The sequence below is a fragment of the Streptomyces sp. NPDC104309 genome (assembly GCF_055584025.1).
On sequence record NZ_JBVJMV010000008.1, the window covers coordinates 249,232 to 269,779 of the forward strand.

Below are 20,548 nucleotides of genomic sequence, written 5' to 3' on the forward strand. Positions count from 1 at the left end.
GGGATCGGCATGCCTGCTGCCGCACCAACAGAAGGCGCATGGAGAGCGCGGCTCGATACTCCCGTCCGATGGGCCGGTGCGGCCACCGGCCTGGTTGTCAACGCGCTGGTCTCCTTCAGTCCCGAGTCTGACGTGGATCTGCTATACGCATTTCCCGTATTCGGGCTGTGTGTCATGGCTGGCGTCTTCGCGGCAGACGTGATTGCGCGCCCGAACCCCGGCCGGCTGCGCGTAGCCCAAGTGACACCGCGCCGGATCCGGGACTATCTGCCTCGCTCCCTGACTACTGCATTGGCCGCGCAGGCTGTCGTTTTACTCATCCTCCTGATCGTCGCCGTCTCGACAGCCTCGACGGACGCTGAGGGACGTTCAGGCCGTGCACTGTCCGTCAGGTGCCCGGCAGGAGTTCAACTGCTCTCGCCCTGGCCCGGTCCCTACTACGCCTGGCCGACCCTCGGTGGCCTCGCCCTCGGTACCGTTGCCTGTGCACTGCTCCTGCGCCGCGTCACCGTGCGGTCCGGGAATGACGAGCAACGCCGCGTGAGAATCCGGGCGGCGATCGGCGCATGGGGAGTGCTGGTGACAGCCCCTCTTTTCGCTGTCGCCCTGACGATGGGCGTCGTGGTGCTGAGCTTGTCCTGCGCGGGCTGGATGAAGGACGTGGCGTTGTGGGGGCTGGTCGTAACGGTTCTCACTTCTGCAGTGACCGCGTGTCACTGTCTGAGTGTCCTGTTGCTTCCGCAGGTCTACGTCACGGCGCGGCCATGACAGCCCACCGCGTCAGCATCAACCACGCTTCCCCTGTTCCACCTTACGAACAACTTCGCGAACAACTAGCCGATTTGATCTTCGTCGGCCAATTGCGTCAGGGGGACAGGCTGCCGTCGGTGCGCCAGCTTGCCTCCGACCTCGGACTCGCCAACAACACCGTGGTGCGGGCATACCGCGAACTGGAGACCGCAGGCCTCGTCAAGAGCCGCCGAGGCTCTGGTACCCAAGTTGTCGCCCCGTCGGCCACTACCGATGCCAAGGCGAAGCTCGCGGAACACGCAAGCACCTACACCGCTGCCGCCAGGCAGCTCAACGTCACAGACGAGGAAGCCCTCGCGGCAATCCGCCACGCTCTCGCAAGTCTCGATACGCCGTGACGCCAGAGAGATCCACCAACCCGCGCCTCAGGCTGAGAAGCCGACACTGACTCCGATTCCGTCCGGGAGCGTCTGCTGCGTCCGGGTCCGCACGAGCCGGTCGATGTCGCGGACGCTGATCTGAGAAGTGAGCAGCCGTACTCCGCCGCCGCCGGAGTTGCGGACTACGAAGCGCCAGTGCTGCACGGGGTCAGCGCCCCTGGGACACCCACCGGTAGTGCAGCTCCGGGCGCCCGATCTGGCCGTACTGCGGACTGCGCACCGCGCGCCCCACCGTCACCAGATGCTCCAGATAACGACGCGCGGTGATCCGCGAGATACCCAGCTCCGCCCCGGTCGCACCCGAGGTCACGCCGTCCGGCGCGGCCCGCAGGACACGGGTGACGGCCTCCAGCGTCGGGCCGCTCAGCCCCTTCGGCAGCCGGGACGGCTGCGGAGCGCGCAGTGCGCCGAGCGCCCGGTCCACCTCGTCCTGGCCGCTCGCCTCACCGGCCGCCGCGCGGAACTCGGCGTAGCGGACGAGCCGGTCGCGCAGGGTCGCGAAGGTGAAGGGCTTCAGTACGTACTGGACGACCCCGAGCGACACCCCTTCCCGGACCACCGCGAGATCGCGCGCCGACGTCACCGCGATGACATCCGCCGAGTGCCCGGCCGCACGCAGCGAGCGCAGCAGCTGCAGACCGTGCCCGTCGGGCAGATACAGATCCAGCAGCAGCAGATCGACCGGCGTGCGGTCCAGCGCCCGCACCGCCTCGGCGCGCGAGTGCGCGACCGCGGCCACCGTGAATCCGGGGACCCGGCCCACGTACAGCCGATGGGCGTCCGCCGCGACGGGATCGTCCTCGACGACCAGCACCTGGATCATGCGGTGGCCTCCTTCGTGGTGTGCGTCGTGCGGTCGCCGACAGCCAGCGGCAATCGCACCGTGAACTCCGCACCGCCGTCCGGGCCGCGGTCCAGCGCCACCGTCCCGCCGTTGCGGTGCACCGCCTGCTGGACCAGGGCCAGGCCGATGCCCCGGCCCGCGCCGCGCGTCGACCAGCCCCGGTCGAACACCTCGGCGGCGTCGTCGGGATCGATCCCGGCCCCGGTGTCGGCGACCCGCAGCAGCAGCTCGCCCTCGTCGGCGAGCGCGGTGACGGTGACCCGCGCACGGGCGCTCCGGCCCGGCCCGGCCGCTCGCGGGGCGGGCACGGATTCCGGACCGGGCGCACCGGTCACCGCCTCCGACGCCGCGTCCACCGCGTTGTCGATCAGATTGCCGAGGACCGTCACCAGATCCCGGTGCGGCAGCGTCGCGGGCAGGGCGCCGTCGTCGATCAGACTGTCGTCCGCCAGCACCAGCTCCACCCCCCGCTCGTTCGCCTGCGCCGCCTTGCCGAGCAGCAGCGCCGCCAGCACCGGCTCGGCGACCGCGTCCACCACCCGGTCGGTGAGGGCCTGGGCCAGCTCCAGTTCCGCGGTGGCGAACCCCACCGCCTCCTCGGCCCGGCCCAGTTCGATCAGCGAGACGACGGTGTGCAGCCGGTTCGCCGCCTCGTGCGCCTGCGAGCGCAGCGCCTGGGTGAACCCCCGCTCGGAGTCCAACTCGCCCGACAGTGCCTGGAGTTCCGTGTGATCGCGCAGCGTCACCACCGTGCCGCGCTGCTCCCCGCCCACCACCGGGCGGGTGTTGACCACGATCACCCGGTCCGCCGTCAGATGCAGCTCGTCGACCCGCTCCTCGGAGGCGAGCAGCGCACCGGTGAGCCGGGCCGGCAGATCCAGCTCGGTGATCGTGCGCCCGACCGCCCCCGGCTCAAGCCCGAGCAGCTCCCGGCCCGCGTCGTTGATCAACGCGATCCGGCGCCGCCCGTCGAGCATCAGCAGCCCCTCGCGCACCGCGTGCAGCGTGGCCTGGTGGTAGTCGTGCATCCGGCTCAGCTCGGCCGCGTTCATGCCGTGCGTGTGCCGCCGGAGCCGGGCGTTGATCACATACGTCCCGAGGCCGCCGAGCGCCAGCGCCCCGCCCGCCGCCGTCCCCAGCGCCCCGAGCTGCGCCCGCACCTGCGAGGAGACCCGTTCGACCGTGATGCCCGCGCTGACCAGACCGGTGATCCGGCCGCCGTCCCGGATCGGGGTGACGACCCGGATCGAGGGGCCGAGTGTGCCGGTGTACGTCTCCGAGAACGTCTCGCCGCGCAGTGCCCGCGCGGTGTGCCCGAGGAACTTCTCCCCGATCCGGTCGGCATCCGGATGCGTCCAGCGGACCCGGTCCGGGGACATGATCGTGACGAAGGCGATCCCGGTGTCCGCGCGCACCTTCTCCGCGTACGGCTGCAGCACGGCGGACGGGTCCGGGGTGCGGATGGCCTCCCGTACGGACGGCGAGTCGGCGATCGCCAGCGCGGCGGCCCTGACCTGCCGGGTCGCGGTCTGCTTCGCCTGCTCACGGCCGGAGACGTAGGCGAAGAACGCGCACCCGACCACCACGGCCGTGAGCAGCACCACCTGCATGGCGAAGAGCTGGCCGGCCAGGCTGCGCGGGCGGGTACGGGGGCGGGGGAAGCGCATGGCCACAGTGTGCCTGGCCGAAAACATATGAACGAAATGTACGTAACAGTGACCGGCGTCACAGCGAAGCGGGATAGTCGCCAAGCCCCCCAGGGACGGGGGAGCGACCCTGACGAGCCGAGGAGAACCCCGTGGGAGTGGCAGCCGCCAAGCGGGACCGTACGCATTATCTGTATCTCGCCGTGATCGCGGCTGTGGGCCTCGGCATCCTCGTGGGCTTCGCGGCCCCGGACGTCGCCGTCGAACTCAAGCCGATCGGCACCGGCTTCGTGAACCTGATCAAGATGATGATCTCGCCCATCATCTTCTGCACGATCGTGCTGGGCGTCGGATCGGTGCGCAAGGCCGCCAAGGTCGGCGCGGTCGGCGGCCTCGCCCTCGGCTACTTCCTGGTGATGTCGACCGTCGCACTCGCCATCGGGCTGCTCGTCGGCAACCTCCTGGAGCCCGGCCAGGGCCTCCACCTCACCGAAGCGGTGCGCGCCGCCGGTGAGAAGCAGGCGGCGGGCGCGAGCGAGTCCACCGTCGACTTCCTGCTCGGCATCATCCCGACGACGATGGTCTCCGCCTTCACCGGGGGCGAGGTGCTGCAGACCCTGCTCATCGCCCTCCTCGCGGGCTTCGCGCTCCAGGCCATGGGGTCGGCGGGCGAACCGGTCCTGCGCGGCATCGGCCACATCCAGCGCCTGGTGTTCCGCATTCTCGCCATGATCATGTGGGCGGCCCCGGTCGGCGCGTTCGGCGCGATGGCGGCGGTGGTCGGCGAGACCGGGGTCGACGCGCTGAAGTCGCTCGCGATCATCATGGTCGGCTTCTACGTCACCTGCGCGATCTTCGTCTTCGTGGTGCTCGGCACGATTCTGCGGCTGGTCGCCGGGGTCAACCTGCTGTCCCTGCTGAAGTATCTGGGCCGCGAATTCCTGCTGATCCTCTCCACCTCGTCGTCGGAGTCCGCCCTGCCGCGGCTCATCGCGAAGATGGAGCACCTGGGTGTCAGCCGGCCCGTCGTCGGCATCACCGTGCCGACCGGCTACTCCTTCAACCTCGACGGCACCGCGATCTACCTGACGATGTCCTCGCTCTTCATCGCCAACGCGATGGGCGACCCGCTGAGCGCCAGTGAGCAGATCTCGCTCCTCCTCTTCATGATCGTCGCTTCGAAGGGCGCGGCCGGAGTCACCGGCGCGGGCCTCGCCACCCTCGCGGGCGGCCTGCAGTCGCACCGCCCCGGACTGGTCGACGGCGTCGGGCTGATCGTCGGCATCGACCGCTTCATGAGCGAGGCCCGCGCCATGACGAACTTCGCGGGCAACGCGGTGGCCACCGTCCTGGTCGGCACCTGGACCAAGGAGATCGACAAGGAGCGGGTGGACCAGGTCCTCTCCGGCGCGCTCCCGTGGAACGACGAGATGCTCAACCAGGACGCCGGGCACGGCGACGGCACGGACAGCGTTCCGCAGCCGCGCGACGGCGACCGGGAGGCGGCCGCGGCGAAGGCCTAGGCACCGGACCCCCGGCCACATAACACGGGCGAAGGGCCGTCGCGGAAGCTTCCGCGACGGCCCTTCGCCCGTGCTCGGCTCCGCTTCCTCCTTGCCTTGACGTCCGCGTCAAGGTCTACGGTCGAGGACATGCGAATCGGGGAGCTGGCCGAACGGGCCGGGACGACCACGCGGACTCTGCGGTACTACGAATCACGCGGACTGCTGCCCGCGCGGCGCGCCGGCAACGGGTACCGCGCGTACGACGAGGACGATCTGCGCCTCGTCCAGCAGATCCGCACCCTGCAGGACTTCGGGTTCGAACTGGAGGAGACCCGGCCGTTCGTCGAGTGCCTGCGCGCCGGCCACCCGGCCGGTGACGCCTGCCCCGCCTCGCTCGCCGTCTACCGGCGCAAGCTCGGCGAGCTCGACTCGCTCATCGAGCAGCTCCGGGCAGTACGCGTCCAGGTGGGCGCACAGCTCGCGAAAGCCGAGCTGGAGGCCGCGGCAGAACTTCCGGGCGGCCCGGAACCGCGTTGTGAACTGGGAGGATGACAGATGATTCATGCTGCAGAGGGTGTGGCCGAGGTCACCGACGCCACCTTCGACGGGGAGGTGCTCGGGGCAGACCTCCCCGTACTGGTCGAGTTCACCGCCGACTGGTGCGGCCCGTGCCGCCAGCTCGCCCCCGTGCTCAGCGCCGTCGCCGCCGAGGAGGCCGAGCGCATCAAGATCGTCCAGCTCGACGTCGACACCAGCCCCGGGATCGCGAGCCGGTACGCGGTGCTGGCGACACCGACCCTGATGGTGTTCCGCTCCGGGGAACCCGTGAAGTCGATGGTGGGCGCCCGGCCCAAGCGCAAGCTGCTCCAGGAACTGGAGGACGTGTACGCGACGGTGTGAGCTCCGCCTGCTCGGCCCCGGACTGTCCGACCCCGGCCGTGCGTGCGGTTCGGCGCCGAGAGCCGCGTCGGAAGTCGACATCGAACGGTCCGGCCAGCCCGAACAGGGAGCGGCGTCCGGAGAGCCGAAGGGGACCGGAGAGCGTGCGGTGGCATTGCTCATGAACAGTGCGTGTCCCCGGTCGGCGCGGCTCGTCGGTGGCCGGGGCGCCGCTTCTCCGGCCGTTGAGTACCGCGGCGACCGAAGGCGGCCAAGCCGGACGGCTACGGCCTTTTCGACAAGAAGACCCGTCCGTACGGCGACGTTCCGGGGAGGCGATCTCGACGCCCGGCGGCGCCTCGACGGCGGATTCCGGGTCCGTGCCCGCATTCTCCTGGACACGCCATGACCGATGGACACGCCATGACCGACATCGAGCCGGCATGGCGTGTTCTCATCGCGGACGACCAGGCACTGACCCGCACTGGCTTCCGCGTGATCCTCGGTGCGCGGGGCATCGACGTGGTGGGCGAGGCGGCCGACGGAGTCGAGGCGGGGGCGGCGGCCCGCAGGCCGGTCCCCGGGCGGGTTCAGGAGACCTTCAGCGCTCCCGTGTCGTGGGCGACCCGTCCGCCGACCACGGTCGCCCCCACGGTCAGCTCCCCGATGCGCTCGGGGGCCACACCCAGCAGGTCGTTGCTGAGGACCACGAAGTCGGCGAGCATGCCCCGGGCGAGGGTTCCCTTGATGTGCTCCTCATGGACGGCGTGGGCCGAGCCGACCGTGTACGCGCGCAGTGCCTCCTGCGCCGTCACCGCCTCGCGCGGGCCGATCGGCGTGCCCGAGGCGGTACGCCGGTTCACCATGTCGTGGATGCTCAGCAGCGGGTCGGGGGCGACCACGGGGGCGTCCGAGGAACCGGGAAGTACCACGCCCGCGTCCAGGAACGACCGCATCCGGTAGGCCAGTCGGCCCCGTACGGGGCCGAGCGCCGCCAGCAGGCCGTCACCGATCTCCGAGAGGAACCGGCCCTGCGGTACCGGGATCAGGCCCAGCGCCGCGATCCGGGCGACCTGCGCGTCGCTCGTCACCGCCGCGTGCTCGACCCGGTGGCGCACATCGTCGCGCGGGTACAGCCGCCCCGCCTCCTCGTACGCGTCCAGGACGACGTCCAGGGCGGCGTCCCCGATGGCATGCGTGGCGACCTGCCAGCCGCAGCGGTGCGCCTCGACGATGTACCGGCGGATCTGCTCGCTCTCGTACTGGAGCAACCCGCTGTTGCCGGGGGAGTCGTGGTAGTCGCAGCACATCGCGGCCGAACGGCCGATCAACGAACCGTCCGAGAGGATTTTCGTCGGTCCGATGCGCAGCCACTCGTCGCCGAAGCCGGTGCGCAGACCGAGGTCGAGGCCGTACCAGGTGGCGCCCGGTTCGAAGACGCCGCAGTCGCGCAACGCGGTGATGTACGGCATGACCGTCATCCGGACGCCGAGCAGGCCCCGCTCCCGTGCCCGCATGAAGGCGTCCAGGTCGGCGGGGCCGTTGCCGATGCCGTCGACGACGCCGATGCCCGGCTCGGTCGCGCTGGTCAGGCCGACCGCGAGGGCAGCCTGTGACCCGGCGGCGATGTTGGCCGTCCACTCCTCGGCCGGCGCCGGCCGGAGCACCTTCTCGACCAGCTGCATCGCGGTTTCCTGGAGCAGTCCCTCCGCTCGCCCGTCCACATCGCGCACGACGATGCCGCCGGGCACCTCGGGTACGGCCGCGAGATCGGTGAACCCGGCCCGCGTGAACGCCTGCGTACTGGCCACGCCCATGTGGTGCGAGGTGTGCGCCAGCCAGACCGGGCGGCCCTGGGAGGCCCGGTCGAGCGCCTCGGCCGTCGGATGGGCGCCGATCTTGTTCTGGTCGTAGCCCGCGCCGACCACCCAGGCGTCGGCCGGCAGTGTCGCGGCCCGCTCGGCCACGGCCCGGTACAGTGCGTCGAGGCTGGGCGCGGCGGCGTACGAGACGTCCAGCTCGCGCAGCCCCTTGCCGACCATGCTGAGGTGGTGGTGCGCGTCGTTGAAGCCGGGCACGGCGTGCGCGCCGCCGAGGTCGATGTCCGTTTCGGCGGTGCAGCCCTGCAACTCCTCGTCGAGGGCGACGATCCGGCCGCCCAGGACGCCCACGGCACGAGCCGTGGGGCGGTCCGGGTCGAGGGTGGTGAATCGTCCGTTGTGGAACACGGCGTCGAGGCGCACGGTGGTCAACTCCTTGATGGGGATGGGATCCGGCGGCCGCCGCGGCCCTTGAGGTCCGCGTGGCGACGCCGGGGGCTGGTGCGGCGGGCGTCAGACGGCGGCCGGAACGGGCTGCGCCTGGGGTGCGTGCCGTTCGGAGAGCCGGCCGAGAGCGGCGACGCACGCCGTGGTGATCAGCAGCAGGGTCGCGTAGAACCCGGCCACGGGCCAGATGGAGCCGCCGCCGGACGTCAGCAGGGCCTGGGCCACCAGAGGGGTCGTACCGCCGATGAGGGTCGAGCACAGCTGGTACGACAGCGAGATGCCGGTGTAGCGGATCCGGGAGGGGAAGGCGCGGGCGAGGAATCCGGCCAGGACGGCGTAGTAACCGGAGCCGCTGATCGTGGCGAGCGCGATGCCGCAGAACACGAGGACCGGCCGCGCGGTGTTGATCAGCAGGAACATCGGGACGGCGACGACGACGTTGGCGAGCAGCGAGCACACCATGAACCGGGCCTCGCCGACCCGCTCGGAGATCAGCGCGGCGATCGGCTGCCACAGGAACTGCACCAGGGAGAGCGCGAGCAGGACGTACAGCATCGTCTGTCGGTCCATGCGCAGCTCGTTGGTGGTCCAGGAGAGCACGAACGTATTGGTGAAGTACGCGGCGGAGATGCCCATGATCGAGGCGCCGATGCCGAGCAGCACGGTCCGCCAGGCGGTGCGCAGCACCTCGGCGACCGGCAGCTTCACCACGTCGCCGCTCTCCCTGACCTGCTCGAAGTCGTCCGACTCCTCGACCTTCAGGCGGATCACGAGGCCGACCACGACGAGCAGCCCCGACAGCAGGAACGGAACGCGCCAGCCCCACGACATGAAGGCCGCGTCGTCCAGGGTGCCCGCGGCGAGGAAGACCAGCGTGGACAGGATCGCCCCCGCCGGGGAGCCCTGCTGCACCAGCATCGCGAAAAGGGAGCCCCGGCCCTTCGGTGCGTTCTCGGATGCCATCAGGACCGCGCCGCCCCATTCGCCGCCCACAGCGATGCCCTGGACGGCGCGCAGCAGCGCCAGCAGGAACGGCGCGGCGACCCCGATCTGCGCGTGGGTGGGCAGGACTCCGACGAGGAAGGTGGCGGCGCCCATCATCACCAGCGTGGTGATCAGGGTGCCCTTGCGGCCCATGCGGTCGCCGAAGTGGCCGAAGATGATCCCGCCGAGCGGCCGGGCGAGGAAGCCGACCCAGAACGTCGCGAAGGAGGCGAGCACACCCGCGGCGGGCGACACGTCGGGGAAGAACAGCTTCCCGAAGACCAGCGCGGACGCCGTTCCGTAGATGTAGAAGTCGTACCACTCGATGGTGGTGCCGACGAACGAGGCGAGACCGGCGCGGCGGGCCTGGCGCGAAGCCCGGGTTCTCCCGGCGGCAGCGGCGGGGCGTGGGACGTTCATGGAACCTCCGGCGGACGTGCAGCCTTCGGTGAAGGGACCGCCGGACGGTGCGAGAGGACCGGGCGGGGAGGCCTTCGGTGAAGGTGTCAGGACGGTGAACGGGACAGCCATAGTTTGAATTCGGCCACCCATGCCGTCTAATACTTGATTGCTCATATCCCCATGCCTTTGAGGCATGGCATCGTTCGAGGCGCCCCGGGAGGTCGTCATGGAACTGCGGGTGCTGCGCTATTTCCTCGCCGTCGCCGAGGCCGAGTCGGTCACCGCCGCGGCGCGGCAGGTGCATATCGCCCAGCCCTCCCTCTCGCGGCAGCTCAGCGCTTTGGAAAGGGACTTGGGCGTCTCTCTGTTCACGCGCCGCCCCGGTTCGCTGACCCTGAACGCCGCCGGCCGCCGCTTCCGCCCTATCGCCCAGGACCTGGTGCGCCGCGCTGAACAGGCCGCCGAGACGATGGCCGCCGCGGGCCAGGGGGAGGGGGCGGCGCTCACCGTGGTCGCCGCTCCCTCCACGGTCGCTTACCTCCTGGCCCCGTTCATGGCGGGCGGCGACAGCGCAGGGCCCGCCCTTCGCGACGCCATTCAGGAGGAACCGAGCAAGGTCTTCGACACGCTGATGCGCAGCGACGCCGACCTCGGCATCTCCACCACCCCGGCACCGGCCCCGTTGGAGTCGGCGTTTCTGGGCCGCACTCCGGTCATTGCCCAGGTTCCCGCCGATCACCCCTGGAGCGGACGCACCGCGATCGCCCTTGCCGAGCTGGTCACCGAGCCACTGATCCTCATGACCCGTTCCAACGTGGCCCGGCTGGTCGTCGACGAGGCGGTCACCCGGGCGGGCCTCGCCCCCGCGGGTGTCACCGAGACCGGCTCTTCAGCCTTCGCCCAGGCACTCGCCGCGGCGGGCCGGGGGATCTGCCTGGTCACCGACAGCTCTCGTTTCGGCCTCGCAGAACTGATCGTTCACACGCCCGACGGCCTGCTGACCGTCCCCCTGTACGCGGGGTGGGACGCGGCCCACTACGCCCGCTCCTCCATCCACGCCCTGGTCGACGGCCTGCGCACTTACTGCGACCGCCACATGCGGCGGTTCCCAGGGCTGGACTCCCCGCTGTGACCTGGGGGCGGCCAGGGGAGGGGCGGGCGCCCGCGGCGCTGCTGCTGCGTGCACATCGATGACGTCAATACTTACCTCCCGGTGGGTATCTGACCCAGAAGTCGGTTCTTGTCGGCCGGTGTCACGACGGTGAGCATGGTCCGCATGACCGCCACGAACACCTCGTCCACACCCGTCACCGCCACCGTCATCGGCCTCGGCGCCATGGGCCGGGCACTCGCCGGCGCCCTCCTGGACGCCGGCCATCGCACCACCATCTGGAACCGCTCCCCGGGCAAGGGCGAAGAGCTCGTCGCCCGGGGTGCGGTCCGGGCCGCGTCGGCCGAAGAGGCCGTACGGGCAAGTGAGCTGGTGGTCGTCTGCGTCGTCGACCACGAGGCCTCGCGACAGATACTCGGCCCGCTGACGGACGCTCTCGCCGAGCGCGTCCTGGTCGACCTCACCTCCGACACCCCGGACGGGGTCCGCGCCTCCGCGGCCTGGGCGCAGGCTCATTCGCTCGACTACCTGACGGGCGCGATCATGGTGCCGATCGAGGTGGTCGGCGGGCCGGAGGCGCTGATCTTCTACTCGGGTTCGCGGTCCGCGTACGACAGGCACGAGGCCGTGCTCAAGGCGCTCGGCGCCAACGCCCCGTTCCTGGGGCCCGAGCACGCACTCGCCGCGGCCTACGACATGGCGATGCTGGACTTCTTCTACGGGAGCATGGCGGGGCTGGTCCACGCCTTCGCCCTGGCCGGGGCGGAGAACATCCCGGCCGCAGCCGTCGCGCCCTATCTGCGGACCATCGTGGACATCCTGCCGCCCATCGTGGCCGGGACGGCGGCCGACATCGACGCGAAGCAGTACGACGGGGCCGGAGCCAACCTCGCGATGATGGCCGCCGGTGTCGATCACGTGCTGCACGCGGCTGCCGGAAAGGGCTTGGACACGTCCCAGCTGGAGGCGATCAAGGCCATCTCCGACCGTGCCATCGGCAAGGGGCACGGCGCCGATTCCTGGGCGAGCACGGTCGAGGCGCTCCGGGCCTGAACGGGCCGGCCCGGCGGGGCCCGCGACCGGAAGGCGGTCGCGGGTCCCGCCGTTCGGTTCACACTGGCTTGAACCAGACCGTCGCCAGCGGTGGCAGCGTCGGCAGGATGCTGCCGGGGCGACCGTGCCAGGTGACCGGTTCGGGCTTCAGCGGTCCGGGATGGCGCACGTCGCTTCCGCCGTACCGCGCGGCGTCCGTATTGAGGACCTCCGCCCACGCGACCTGGTCACCGAGGAGGTCCGGGACGCCGATGCGGTAGTCGTGCCGCACCACGGGGGAGAAATTGCTGACGGCGAGCAGCGGCGAACCGTGCTTGTCGTAGCGCAGGAAGACGAAGGCGTTGTCCTCGGCCGCACCGCCGTCCACCCAGTCGAAGCCCCCCGGGTCGGTGTCGCGCTGCCAGAGCGCCGGGGTCGCCCCGTACACCGCGTTCAGGTCGCGGACCAGCGTGCGTACGCCCCGGTGGTCGCCCTCCGCCTCGTACGAGGGGTCGAGCAGCCACCAGTCCGGACCGTGCCCCTCCGACCACTCCGCACCCTGAGCGAACTCCTGCCCCATGAAGAGGAGTTGCTTGCCGGGGTGGGCCCACATGAAGCCGAGGTACGCCCGGTGGTTGGCGCGCCGCTGCCACCAGTCGCCCGGCATCTTGCTGACCAGAGCCTGCTTCCCGTGCACCACCTCGTCGTGCGAGATCGGCAGGACGTAGTTCTCGCTGTACGCGTACACCATCGAGAAGGTCATCTCGTCGTGGTGGTACTTGCGGTGCACCGGCTCCTTCGACACGTACTGCAGGGAGTCGTGCATCCAGCCCATGTTCCACTTCAGCCCGAAGCCGAGCCCGCCGAATCCGTCGGGGCCGACCTGATGGGTGGCGCGGGTGACGCCGTTCCAGGCGGTGGACTCCTCGGCGATGGTGACGACACCCGGATTGCGCCGGTAGACGGTGGCGTTCATCTCCTGGAGGAACGCGACGGCGTCCAGATTCTCCCGGCCGCCGCGCTCGTTCGGCGACCACTGCCCGCTCTCGCGCGAGTAGTCGAGATAGAGCATCGAGGCGACGGCGTCGACCCGCAGGCCGTCGACGTGGAACTCCTCGCACCAGTAAGTGGCGTTGGCCACCAGGAAGTTGCGTACTTCCGTGCGTCCGTAGTCGAACTCCAGCGTGCCCCAGTCCGGGTGGGCCGCCCGCGACGGGTCGGAGTGCTCGTACAGCGGGCGGCCGTCGAACTCCGCGAGCGCCCAGTCGTCGCGCGGGAAGTGCGCGGGCACCCAGTCGACGAGGACGCCGATTCCGGCCCGGTGCAGCGCGTCGACGAGGAAACGGAAGTCGTCGGGTGTGCCCATGCGCGAGGTCGGTGCGTAGAAACCGGTGACCTGATAGCCCCAGGAGCCGCCGAAGGGATGCTCGGAGACCGGCATCAGCTCCACATGTGTGAACCCCAGGTCCTTTACATACGAGGGGAGTTGACCGGCCAGCTGGCGATAGGTCAGGCCCGGTCGCCAGGAGGGCAGATGCACCTCGTACACGGAGAACGGCGCCTCGTGCACCGGTACCTCCCCGCGGTGCGCCATCCACTCCTGGTCCCGCCACTCGTGGTGCGAGGCCGTCACGACCGAGGCGGTGGCGGGCGGCACCTCGGTGCGGCGGGCCATCGGGTCGGCGCGCTTGGTGTGCGAACCGTCCGGGCGGCAGATGTCGAACTTGTAGAGCGTGCCCTCCCCGATCGCGGGCAGGAACAGCTCCCACACCCCACAGGAGCCGAGCGAACGCATCGGGAAGCCGGTGCCGTCCCAGTAGTTGAAGTCCCCGATGACCCGCACACCGCGGGCGTTGGGGGCCCAGACGGTGAACCGGGTGCCGACGACGCCCTGATGCTCCATGGGCTGCGCGCCGAGGGCCGTCCACAGCTCCTCGTGCCGCCCCTCGCCGATCAGATGCAGATCGAGGTCGCCGAGGGCGGGCAGGAAGCGGTACGGGTCCTGCATCTCGGTCTCGTCGTCCTCGTAGGCGACCAGGAGCCGGTACTCGGGAATGGAGGTCATCGGCAGCAGGCCCGAGAAGAGGCCGTCGCCGTCATCGTGCAGCCGCGCCCGCAGCCCCTTGGCGAGGACGGTCACGGATCGCGCGCACGGGCGCAGCACCCGGAAGGTCACACCGCCACGGACCGGATGGGCGCCGAGCAGGTCGTGCGGGGCGTGGTGCTCGCCGGAGAGCAGCCTGGCCCGGTCGCCGGCGTCGAGCGGGCTTGCCTGGCGCACTCCCTGGCTGCCGGCGGCTCCCTGGGGACCCGACGGCGCGGCCCCGGTGGCTCGCCCGGCCGCCGGCTTCTTCCGGCCGGCCGGGGTGGCGGAGGCGGCCGGGGTGGCGGGGACGTCGGGGTCGGCCGGGGATGCCGTCTTCGCCGGTGCCGGCGGCCGGACTTCGGGGACCTCGGGCTCGGTGGGGGCGGGCGTCTTGCGGGACGGCTTGCGGGCGGTCACACAGCCTCCTAGGAGGTGTTGTCGGGGCGGAACGGGGCGGCGTGGGGGCGGGGCCGGGCGGTGGGACGGGTGCGGCGACGGCGGGACCGCGAACGGCGGGCGGCACCCGGGCCGTCAGTCGGCGACGGTGGCCAGGCGGTGGATCGCCGCCATCGGGACCGGCAGCCAGTCGGGCCGGTGCCGTGCCTCGTACAGCACCTCGTAGACCGCCTTGTCGGTCTCGTGGGCGCGCAACAGCTCCGGTTCGCTGCGCGGGTCGACCCCCGCGGCCCCGGCGTATCCCTCGCAGTAGGCGGTCCGGCAGCGCGCCGCCCACTCGGCGTTCCACGGGCGGTGCGAGCGGGCCGCGTAGTCGAAGGAGCGGAGCATGCCGGCGATGTCGCGCACCGGAGGCTGCGGCCGACGGCGCTCGGGCAGCGGTCGAGCCGGCTCGCCCTCGAAGTCGATCAGCGACCAGAAGCCGTCGGCCGCGCGCAGGGTCTGGCCGAGGTGGAGATCGCCGTGGACCCGCTGCGCCGCCCAGCCGTGGCCCCGGTGTCCCAGCGCGGCCACCGCGTCGAAGGCGGTGCGCAGCCCGGGGACGTACGGCACGAGTGCCGGTACCGCCTGCGCGGCGGCCTCCAGCCTGCGCACCATCGCGGCGGCGAGATGCTCGGTCTGGGCGCGGCGCAGGGCGGGCGTCGGCAGGGCGGCGGCGAGCGCGGTGTGCACCTCGGCGGTGGCCCGGCCCAGCGCGTGGGCCTCGCCGGTGAAGTCGCGGCCCGCGGCGAGCGCGCGCAGGGCGAGTTGCCAGCCGTCCTCCGCCCCGCGCAGGAACGGCTGCAGGACACCGAGGGTGAGCGGCTCCGGGGCGGTGGCCTCGAACCAGGCGACGGGGGCGGGCACCCGTCCGCAGCCCTCGCGGGCGAGCGCGAGCGGCAGTTCCAGATCGGGGTTGGTGCCCGGGAAGATCCGGCGGAAGATCTTGAGGATGTAGGCGTCGCCGTAGACGAGCGAGGTGTTGGACTGCTCGGTGTCGAGCAGTCGCGGTGCGAGCTCCGCGGCGATGGGGGCGCCGCCCCGGTCGAAGCGCAGGACGCCGAGGGTGCCCGGGGTGCGGAACCGCTCCAGCAGGGGTGTGGCGAGACGCGGATCGTGCAGGCCCTCGTAGACGGTGCGGCCCGCGAGCGGCCCGTCCGTCACATGGCCGATGAGCGCGGGCGCCAGCCGTGGCGGCAGCGCGGCCCTTACGCCGAGCAGCAGTTGGTAGCAGTCGTCCGGCGACTGGGCGGGCATGGACGGCTGGTGGGCCCGGACCAGCAGATGCAGCAGCCCGGCCCCGGTTCGGGCGCCGGTGGAATCGGTGTCCACCGGCAGTATTTCGGTCGCCGACACCAGTGAGAACGCGGTGATCGGCTGCCCCTTGCCCGCGAACCACCGCTGCCTGGGCAGCCATTCGTGCAGCAGGGGAGCGAGAGACGGGAGCAGGGCTGTGCTGGCGGCAGCCAGGGCGACCCGAGTGGAGGCAGCCTCCGACATGGCATCGCGTCCTTTCCCCGGGCACACCACAGGATGCGAAGAGTGTCCCGGATTGCGGCAATAGCTGTCCGGCTGTGCGGGACGTGTCGGGTCAGGATGGTCCGTACGGACTCGACTCGAAGGGACCGAAACGCCAGAGGGGACCCGGAAGGGACCGGAAGCGCTCGATACGGGGGAGAGGGTGCCCCGTGCGGGGCGGCGGAAGCCGTCCCGCACGGGTGGTGCGCGGTGGCACCGGGTCAGCTCGGCGGCGCGTCCTTGCGCAGTCGGAACCAGTAGAAACCGTATCCCGCGAGTGTCAGCAGGTAGGGCCACTGACCGATGGCCGGGAACCGCACCCCGCCGATCAGCTCCACCGGATGACGCCCGTCGAACGACCGCAGATCGAGCTCCGTCGGCTGCGCGAACCGCGAGAAGTTGTGCACGCACAGCACGAGATCGTCCCCGTGCTCCCGGGTGAAGGCGAGCACCGCCGGGTTCGACGAGGGCAGTTCGTTGAACGAGCCGAGTCCGAAGGCGGGGTTCTGCTTGCGGATCTCGATCATCCGCCGCGTCCAGTGCAGCAGCGACGACGGCGAGGCCATCGACGCCTCGACATTGGCGACTTGGTAGCCGTAGACCGGATCCATGATCGTGGGCAGGTAGAGCCGCCCGGGATCACTGGAGGAGAATCCGGCGTTCCGGTCGGGCGTCCACTGCATCGGCGTGCGCACGGCGTCCCGGTCGCCCAGCCAGATGTTGTCGCCCATCCCGATCTCGTCCCCGTAGTAGAGGATCGGGGAACCGGGCAGGGACAGCAGCAGCGCCGTGAACAGCTCGATCTGGTTGCGGTCGTTGTCGAGCAGGGGTGCCAGCCGCCGGCGGATGCCGATGTTGGCCCGCATCCGCGGATCCTTGGCGTACTCCGCGTACATGTAGTCGCGTTCTTCGTCCGTGACCATTTCGAGGGTGAGCTCGTCGTGGTTGCGCAGGAAGATGCCCCATTGGCAGTTCTTCGGGATCGCCGGGGTCTTCGCCAGGATTTCGGAGACCGGGTAGCGGCTCTCGCGCCTGACGGCCATGAAGATCCGGGGCATCACGGGGAAGTGGAACGCCATGTGGCACTCGTCGCCGCCGGCCTGGAACTCGCCGAAGTAGTCGACGACGTCCTCCGGCCACTGGTTGGCCTCGGCGAGCAGCACGGTGTCCGGGTAGTGCGCGTCGATCTCCTTGCGGACCCGCTTGAGGAAGTCGTGCGTCTCCGGGAGGTTCTCGCAGTTGGTGCCCTCGCGCTGGTACAGGTACGGCACGGCGTCCACGCGGAATCCGTCGATGCCGAGGTCCAGCCAGAAGCGCAGCGCGGAGATGATCTCCTCCTGCACCGCCGGGTTCTCGTAGTTGAGATCGGGCTGGTGGGTGAAGAACCGGTGCCAGTAGTACTGCTTGCGGACCGGGTCGAAGGTCCAGTTGGACGTCTCCGTGTCGACGAAGATGATCCGGGCGTCCGGGAACTGCTTGTCGTCGTCGGCCCAGACGTAGTAGTCGCCGTACGGCCCCTCCGGGTCGGAGCGGGACTGCTGGAACCACTCGTGCTGATCGCTCGTGTGGTTCATGACGAAGTCGATGATCACGCGCATGCCGCGCTGGTGCGCGGCGTCGACGAACTCCACGAAGTCGGCCAGATCCCCGAACTCCGGCAGTACGGCGGTGTAGTCGGAGACGTCGTAGCCGCCGTCGCGCAGCGGCGACTTGAAGAACGGCGGCAGCCAGAGGCAGTCGACGCCGAGCCACTGCAGATAGTCCAGCTTGGCGGTGATGCCCTTGAGGTCGCCGATGCCGTCGCCGTTGGAGTCCTGGAAGGACCGGACGAGGACCTCGTAGAACACGGCGCGCTTGAACCAGTCGGGATCGCGGTCCTTGGCCGGGGTGTCCTCGAACGTGTCGTGGACGGGCTCATTGACGATCATGGTGTGGGTGACCCTCCGGTCGGCGGGGACGGTCGCAGGACGACGATGTGCGCGGGCGTGACGCCCGGCTCCAGGCGCACATAGAAGGTCCTGCCCCAGTGATAGGTGTCGCCGGTGAGCTCGTCGCGCACCGGCACGCTCTCGTGCCGGTCGAGGCCGAGTCGCGGCATGTCCAACGAGACCGTGGCCTCCTGGGTGTGGTGCGGGTCGAGGTTGGCGACCACCAGAACGGTGTTCGAACCCGAACGCTTGCTGTACGCGATCAGCGCGTCGTTGTCGACGGAGTGGAAGTGCACATCGCGCAGTTGCTGCAGCGCCGGATGGCGGCGTCTGATGCGGTTGAGCCGGGTGATGAGCGGGGCCAGCGAGCGGCCCTCGCGCTCCGCCGACTCCCAGTCCCTGACCCGGATTTCGTACTTCTCCGAGTCGAGGTACTCCTCACTGCCGGGACGGACCGGAGTGTTCTCGCACAGCTCGTAGCCCGCGTACACACCCCAGGCCGGCGAGAGCGTCGCGGCGAGAACGGCTCGCACCTCGAAGGCCGGGCGGCCCCCGTCCTGGAGATGGCCCGGCAGGATGTCCGGGGTGTTCACGAAGAAGTTGGGCCGCATGTAGGCGGCGGTCTCGCCCGACAGTTCCGTGACGTAATCGGTGATCTCCTGTTTGCTGTTGCGCCAGGTGAAATACGTGTACGACTGCTGGAAGCCGATGGCGGCGAGCGCGTGCATCATCGCGGGCCGGGTGAATGCCTCGGCCAGGAAGATCACATCCGGGTCGGCCCGGTTGATTTCGGCGATCACCTTCTCCCAGAAGACCACCGGTTTGGTGTGCGGATTGTCCACGCGGAAGATCCGCACCCCGTGATCCATCCAGAACCGCAGAATGCGAACGCTCTCCTCGACCAGTCCGTCCAGATCCTTGTCGAAGGCGATCGGATAGATGTCCTGGTATTTCTTCGGCGGATTCTCTGCGTAGGCGATCGTGCCGTCCGCGCGGTGGTGGAACCACTCGGGATGTTTCTCCACCCAGGGATGGTCGGGAGAACACTGGAGCGCGAAATCCAGCGCGATCTCCATGCGCAGGGTGCGGGCGGTGGCGACGAAATGATCGAAGTCGTCGAGGGTGCCGAGCTCGGGATGGACGGCGTCGTGACCGCCCTCGGCCGAGCCGATCGCCCAGGGCACGCCCACGTCATGAGGAGCGGGGGAGAGCGAGTTGTTGGGGCCCTTGCGATGGGTGGTTCCGATGGGATGGATGGGCGGCAGATAGACGACATCGAAGCCCATGGCGGCAACCGCGGGCAGCCGCTCGGCAGCCGTACGGAAGGTGCCGCTGACGATCCTCTCCGGCCGGGCCGTCGCCTTTGTCGCCCTGCCCTTCCTGGCCGCCCCGGCCCGTCCGGCCGGTTCGGTCCCGGCCCCCTCCGAGCGGGGGAACAGCTCGTACCAGGAACCGAACAGGGCCCGTCGGCGCTCGACCACCAGAGGCAGCGGGTCGGACGCGGTGACGAGTTCGCGCAGCGGGTGACGGGTGAGGGCGGCCTGCGCCTCGGGAGCGAGCGCCGCGGCCAGCCGGGCGGCGGCCGGGCGGGACGCGTCGCGCAGCGCGTCGGCGGCGGCCAGCACCGCCTCGCGCCCGTCCCGCTTGGGTACGCCCTTGGCGGCCTGTTCGTACAGCTCGGCGCCCTCCGCCAGGACGAGCGCGGTGTCGCTCCCCGCCGGGATCTTGATCTCGGCGTGCTGCCGCCAGGTGGCGAGCGGATCGCTCCAGGCCTCGACCGTATACGTCCAGTGCCCCTCGGAGACCGGGGTGACATCGGCGCCCCAGCGGTCGGTGCCGGGCGCGAGTTCGCGCATCGGCGTCCAGGGGCCGGGCCGCCCGGCCGGATCCAGCAGCACCACATTGGCGGCGACGGAGTCATGGCCCTCGCGGAAGACGGTCGCGGTGACCTGGAAGGTCTCACCGGCAACGGCCTTGGCGGGCCTTCTGCCGCAGTCGACGAGGGGACGGACGTCGAGAACGGGAATGCGACCGATCATGGAATCACCTGGGGACTGGGGCTCGGGCTGAACGGGGCGCGACACGGCCGCGGAGCGCGGAATTCGCGCACCGCGAACGATGGGGTCCGTCCTTTCTAACTGCTCCGTTGACGGCTGATGGGGTGTGGGCATGGCCGCTCCTGTCCGCATTCACTCGAATGGCACTCGAACGGCTGGGCTGCGGATGTGTTTCGCGGAGGTAAACCGGATGGACACCGGTCCCGCAGGTGCCTCGCATTCATGCTGCATTCGGGCGGCATTCGCGTGTTCCCGGGATGTGCTCGGGGTGTGTACCGGAGAAGCCTTCCCACAGTTCTCGGGGGGCCAATCCGGTGGTGTGTCAACTACTCGGGCGTATCTGCGACGACCTGAATGCGCCGAGGACCGCCCCGCGTGCGCGGGCTCACCGGAGCTCTTCCGGACGCCACTGGGCAGCTTTCCCCTTGGTGTGAAGTGCCACAAGGCCGGACGAGGGAAGGGAATCGGCCATTACCTGTGTGACCGGTGTGCCTTGACCGGCCGTGAGGGGCTCCGGGTGCGAATGAGACGGGGTGGGTGCGGCGGCGGGCAGGGGCGGAGATCGTCCCGGAGCGGGGGCCGTGCGGGCGCCCCGTCCGGCGGTACACGCCGTGAGCCGTTCGCGCGCCGTGGCTGCGGAGTGCGGCCACCGTTAACGTCGGGG

General features: G+C 70.5%; 16 protein-coding genes. 7 read left to right on the forward strand and 9 right to left on the reverse strand.

From position 1 onward, the window contains the following. Positions 1-9 precede the first annotated feature (9 nt). Positions 10-768: a hypothetical protein gene (locus ACZ68L_RS14985; protein WP_469577205.1), complete on the forward strand. Its 759-nt coding sequence runs from the start codon at positions 10-12 to the stop codon at positions 766-768. Continuing rightward, a complete protein-coding gene (locus tag ACZ68L_RS14990) occupies positions 765-1,148 on the forward strand; it encodes a GntR family transcriptional regulator (protein ID WP_469577206.1) in 384 nt (127 codons plus the stop codon). Before ACZ68L_RS14985 ends, ACZ68L_RS14990 begins: the two co-directional genes overlap by 4 nt. Positions 1,149-1,175: 27 nt before the next feature. Here the strand turns inward: ACZ68L_RS14990 and ACZ68L_RS14995 are convergent, their stop codons facing one another. The 3 genes from ACZ68L_RS14995 to ACZ68L_RS15005 are packed head-to-tail and all read right to left on the reverse strand — an operon-like array spanning position 1,176 to position 3,701. Next, complete coding sequence (locus tag ACZ68L_RS14995; RefSeq protein WP_469577207.1) at positions 1,176-1,334, reverse strand: hypothetical protein; 159 nt, start codon at positions 1,332-1,334, stop codon at positions 1,176-1,178. Positions 1,335-1,338: 4 nt separating this feature from the next. Continuing rightward, complete coding sequence (locus tag ACZ68L_RS15000) at positions 1,339-2,013, reverse strand: response regulator (protein ID WP_469577208.1); 675 nt, start codon at positions 2,011-2,013, stop codon at positions 1,339-1,341. Further along, the gene (locus tag ACZ68L_RS15005; protein ID WP_469577209.1) at positions 2,010-3,701 is read right to left on the reverse strand and encodes a sensor histidine kinase; all 1,692 of its coding nucleotides are present in this window, start codon (positions 3,699-3,701) and stop codon (positions 2,010-2,012) included. Before ACZ68L_RS15005 ends, ACZ68L_RS15000 begins: the two co-directional genes overlap by 4 nt. Positions 3,702-3,832: 131 nt before the next feature. Here ACZ68L_RS15005 and ACZ68L_RS15010 point away from each other — a divergent pair, with 131 nt between their 5' ends. The 3 genes from ACZ68L_RS15010 (at position 3,833) to trxA (ending at position 6,085) form a co-directional block, all read left to right on the forward strand. Continuing rightward, a complete protein-coding gene (locus tag ACZ68L_RS15010; protein WP_469577210.1) occupies positions 3,833-5,203 on the forward strand; it encodes a cation:dicarboxylate symporter family transporter in 1,371 nt (456 codons plus the stop codon). Between the two features lie 129 nt (positions 5,204-5,332). Continuing rightward, complete coding sequence (locus tag ACZ68L_RS15015) at positions 5,333-5,737, forward strand: MerR family transcriptional regulator (protein ID WP_469577212.1); 405 nt, start codon at positions 5,333-5,335, stop codon at positions 5,735-5,737. A 3-nt stretch (positions 5,738-5,740) separates the two neighbouring features. Beyond that, the gene (gene trxA / locus ACZ68L_RS15020; protein WP_469577213.1) at positions 5,741-6,085 is read left to right on the forward strand and encodes a thioredoxin; all 345 of its coding nucleotides are present in this window, start codon (positions 5,741-5,743) and stop codon (positions 6,083-6,085) included. Positions 6,086-6,654: 569 nt separating this feature from the next. Here the strand turns inward: trxA and ACZ68L_RS15025 are convergent. Together ACZ68L_RS15025 and ACZ68L_RS15030 are read right to left on the reverse strand one after the other, a co-directional pair. Further along, entirely contained in the window at positions 6,655-8,307 is a 1,653-nt protein-coding gene (locus tag ACZ68L_RS15025; RefSeq protein ID WP_469577261.1) for an amidohydrolase, read from the reverse strand. 90 nt (positions 8,308-8,397) lie between these two features. Next, on the reverse strand, positions 8,398-9,735 hold the full coding sequence (locus ACZ68L_RS15030; RefSeq protein WP_469577214.1) for an MFS transporter: 1,338 nt from the start codon (positions 9,733-9,735) through the stop codon (positions 8,398-8,400). A 175-nt stretch (positions 9,736-9,910) separates the two neighbouring features. Between ACZ68L_RS15030 and ACZ68L_RS15035 the strand changes: the two genes are divergently transcribed. Then, positions 9,911-10,849 (forward strand): LysR family transcriptional regulator, encoded by a 939-nt coding sequence (locus ACZ68L_RS15035; RefSeq protein WP_469577215.1) that lies wholly within the window; start codon positions 9,911-9,913, stop codon positions 10,847-10,849. 144 nt (positions 10,850-10,993) lie between these two features. Then, positions 10,994-11,881 carry an NAD(P)-dependent oxidoreductase gene (locus ACZ68L_RS15040; RefSeq protein WP_469577217.1) on the forward strand — a complete coding sequence of 296 codons (888 nt, stop codon included), beginning with the start codon at positions 10,994-10,996 and terminating at the stop codon, positions 11,879-11,881. Between the two features lie 58 nt (positions 11,882-11,939). Here the strand turns inward: ACZ68L_RS15040 and glgB are convergent, their stop codons facing one another. From glgB to ACZ68L_RS15060, 4 genes are all read right to left on the reverse strand, one after another. Next, positions 11,940-14,363 (reverse strand): 1,4-alpha-glucan branching enzyme, encoded by a 2,424-nt coding sequence (glgB, locus tag ACZ68L_RS15045; RefSeq protein WP_469577218.1) that lies wholly within the window; start codon positions 14,361-14,363, stop codon positions 11,940-11,942. Positions 14,364-14,477: 114 nt separating this feature from the next. Further along, positions 14,478-15,881 carry a maltokinase N-terminal cap-like domain-containing protein gene (locus ACZ68L_RS15050; protein ID WP_469577219.1) on the reverse strand — a complete coding sequence of 468 codons (1,404 nt, stop codon included), beginning with the start codon at positions 15,879-15,881 and terminating at the stop codon, positions 14,478-14,480. A gap of 239 nt (positions 15,882-16,120) precedes the next feature. Next, positions 16,121-17,827 (reverse strand): maltose alpha-D-glucosyltransferase, encoded by a 1,707-nt coding sequence (gene treS, locus ACZ68L_RS15055; protein ID WP_469577221.1) that lies wholly within the window; start codon positions 17,825-17,827, stop codon positions 16,121-16,123. Further along, the gene (locus ACZ68L_RS15060) at positions 17,824-19,866 is read right to left on the reverse strand and encodes an alpha-1,4-glucan--maltose-1-phosphate maltosyltransferase (RefSeq protein WP_469577222.1); all 2,043 of its coding nucleotides are present in this window, start codon (positions 19,864-19,866) and stop codon (positions 17,824-17,826) included. The genes treS and ACZ68L_RS15060 overlap by 4 nt, the downstream gene beginning before the upstream one ends. Between the last annotated feature and the right edge of the window lie 682 nt (positions 19,867-20,548).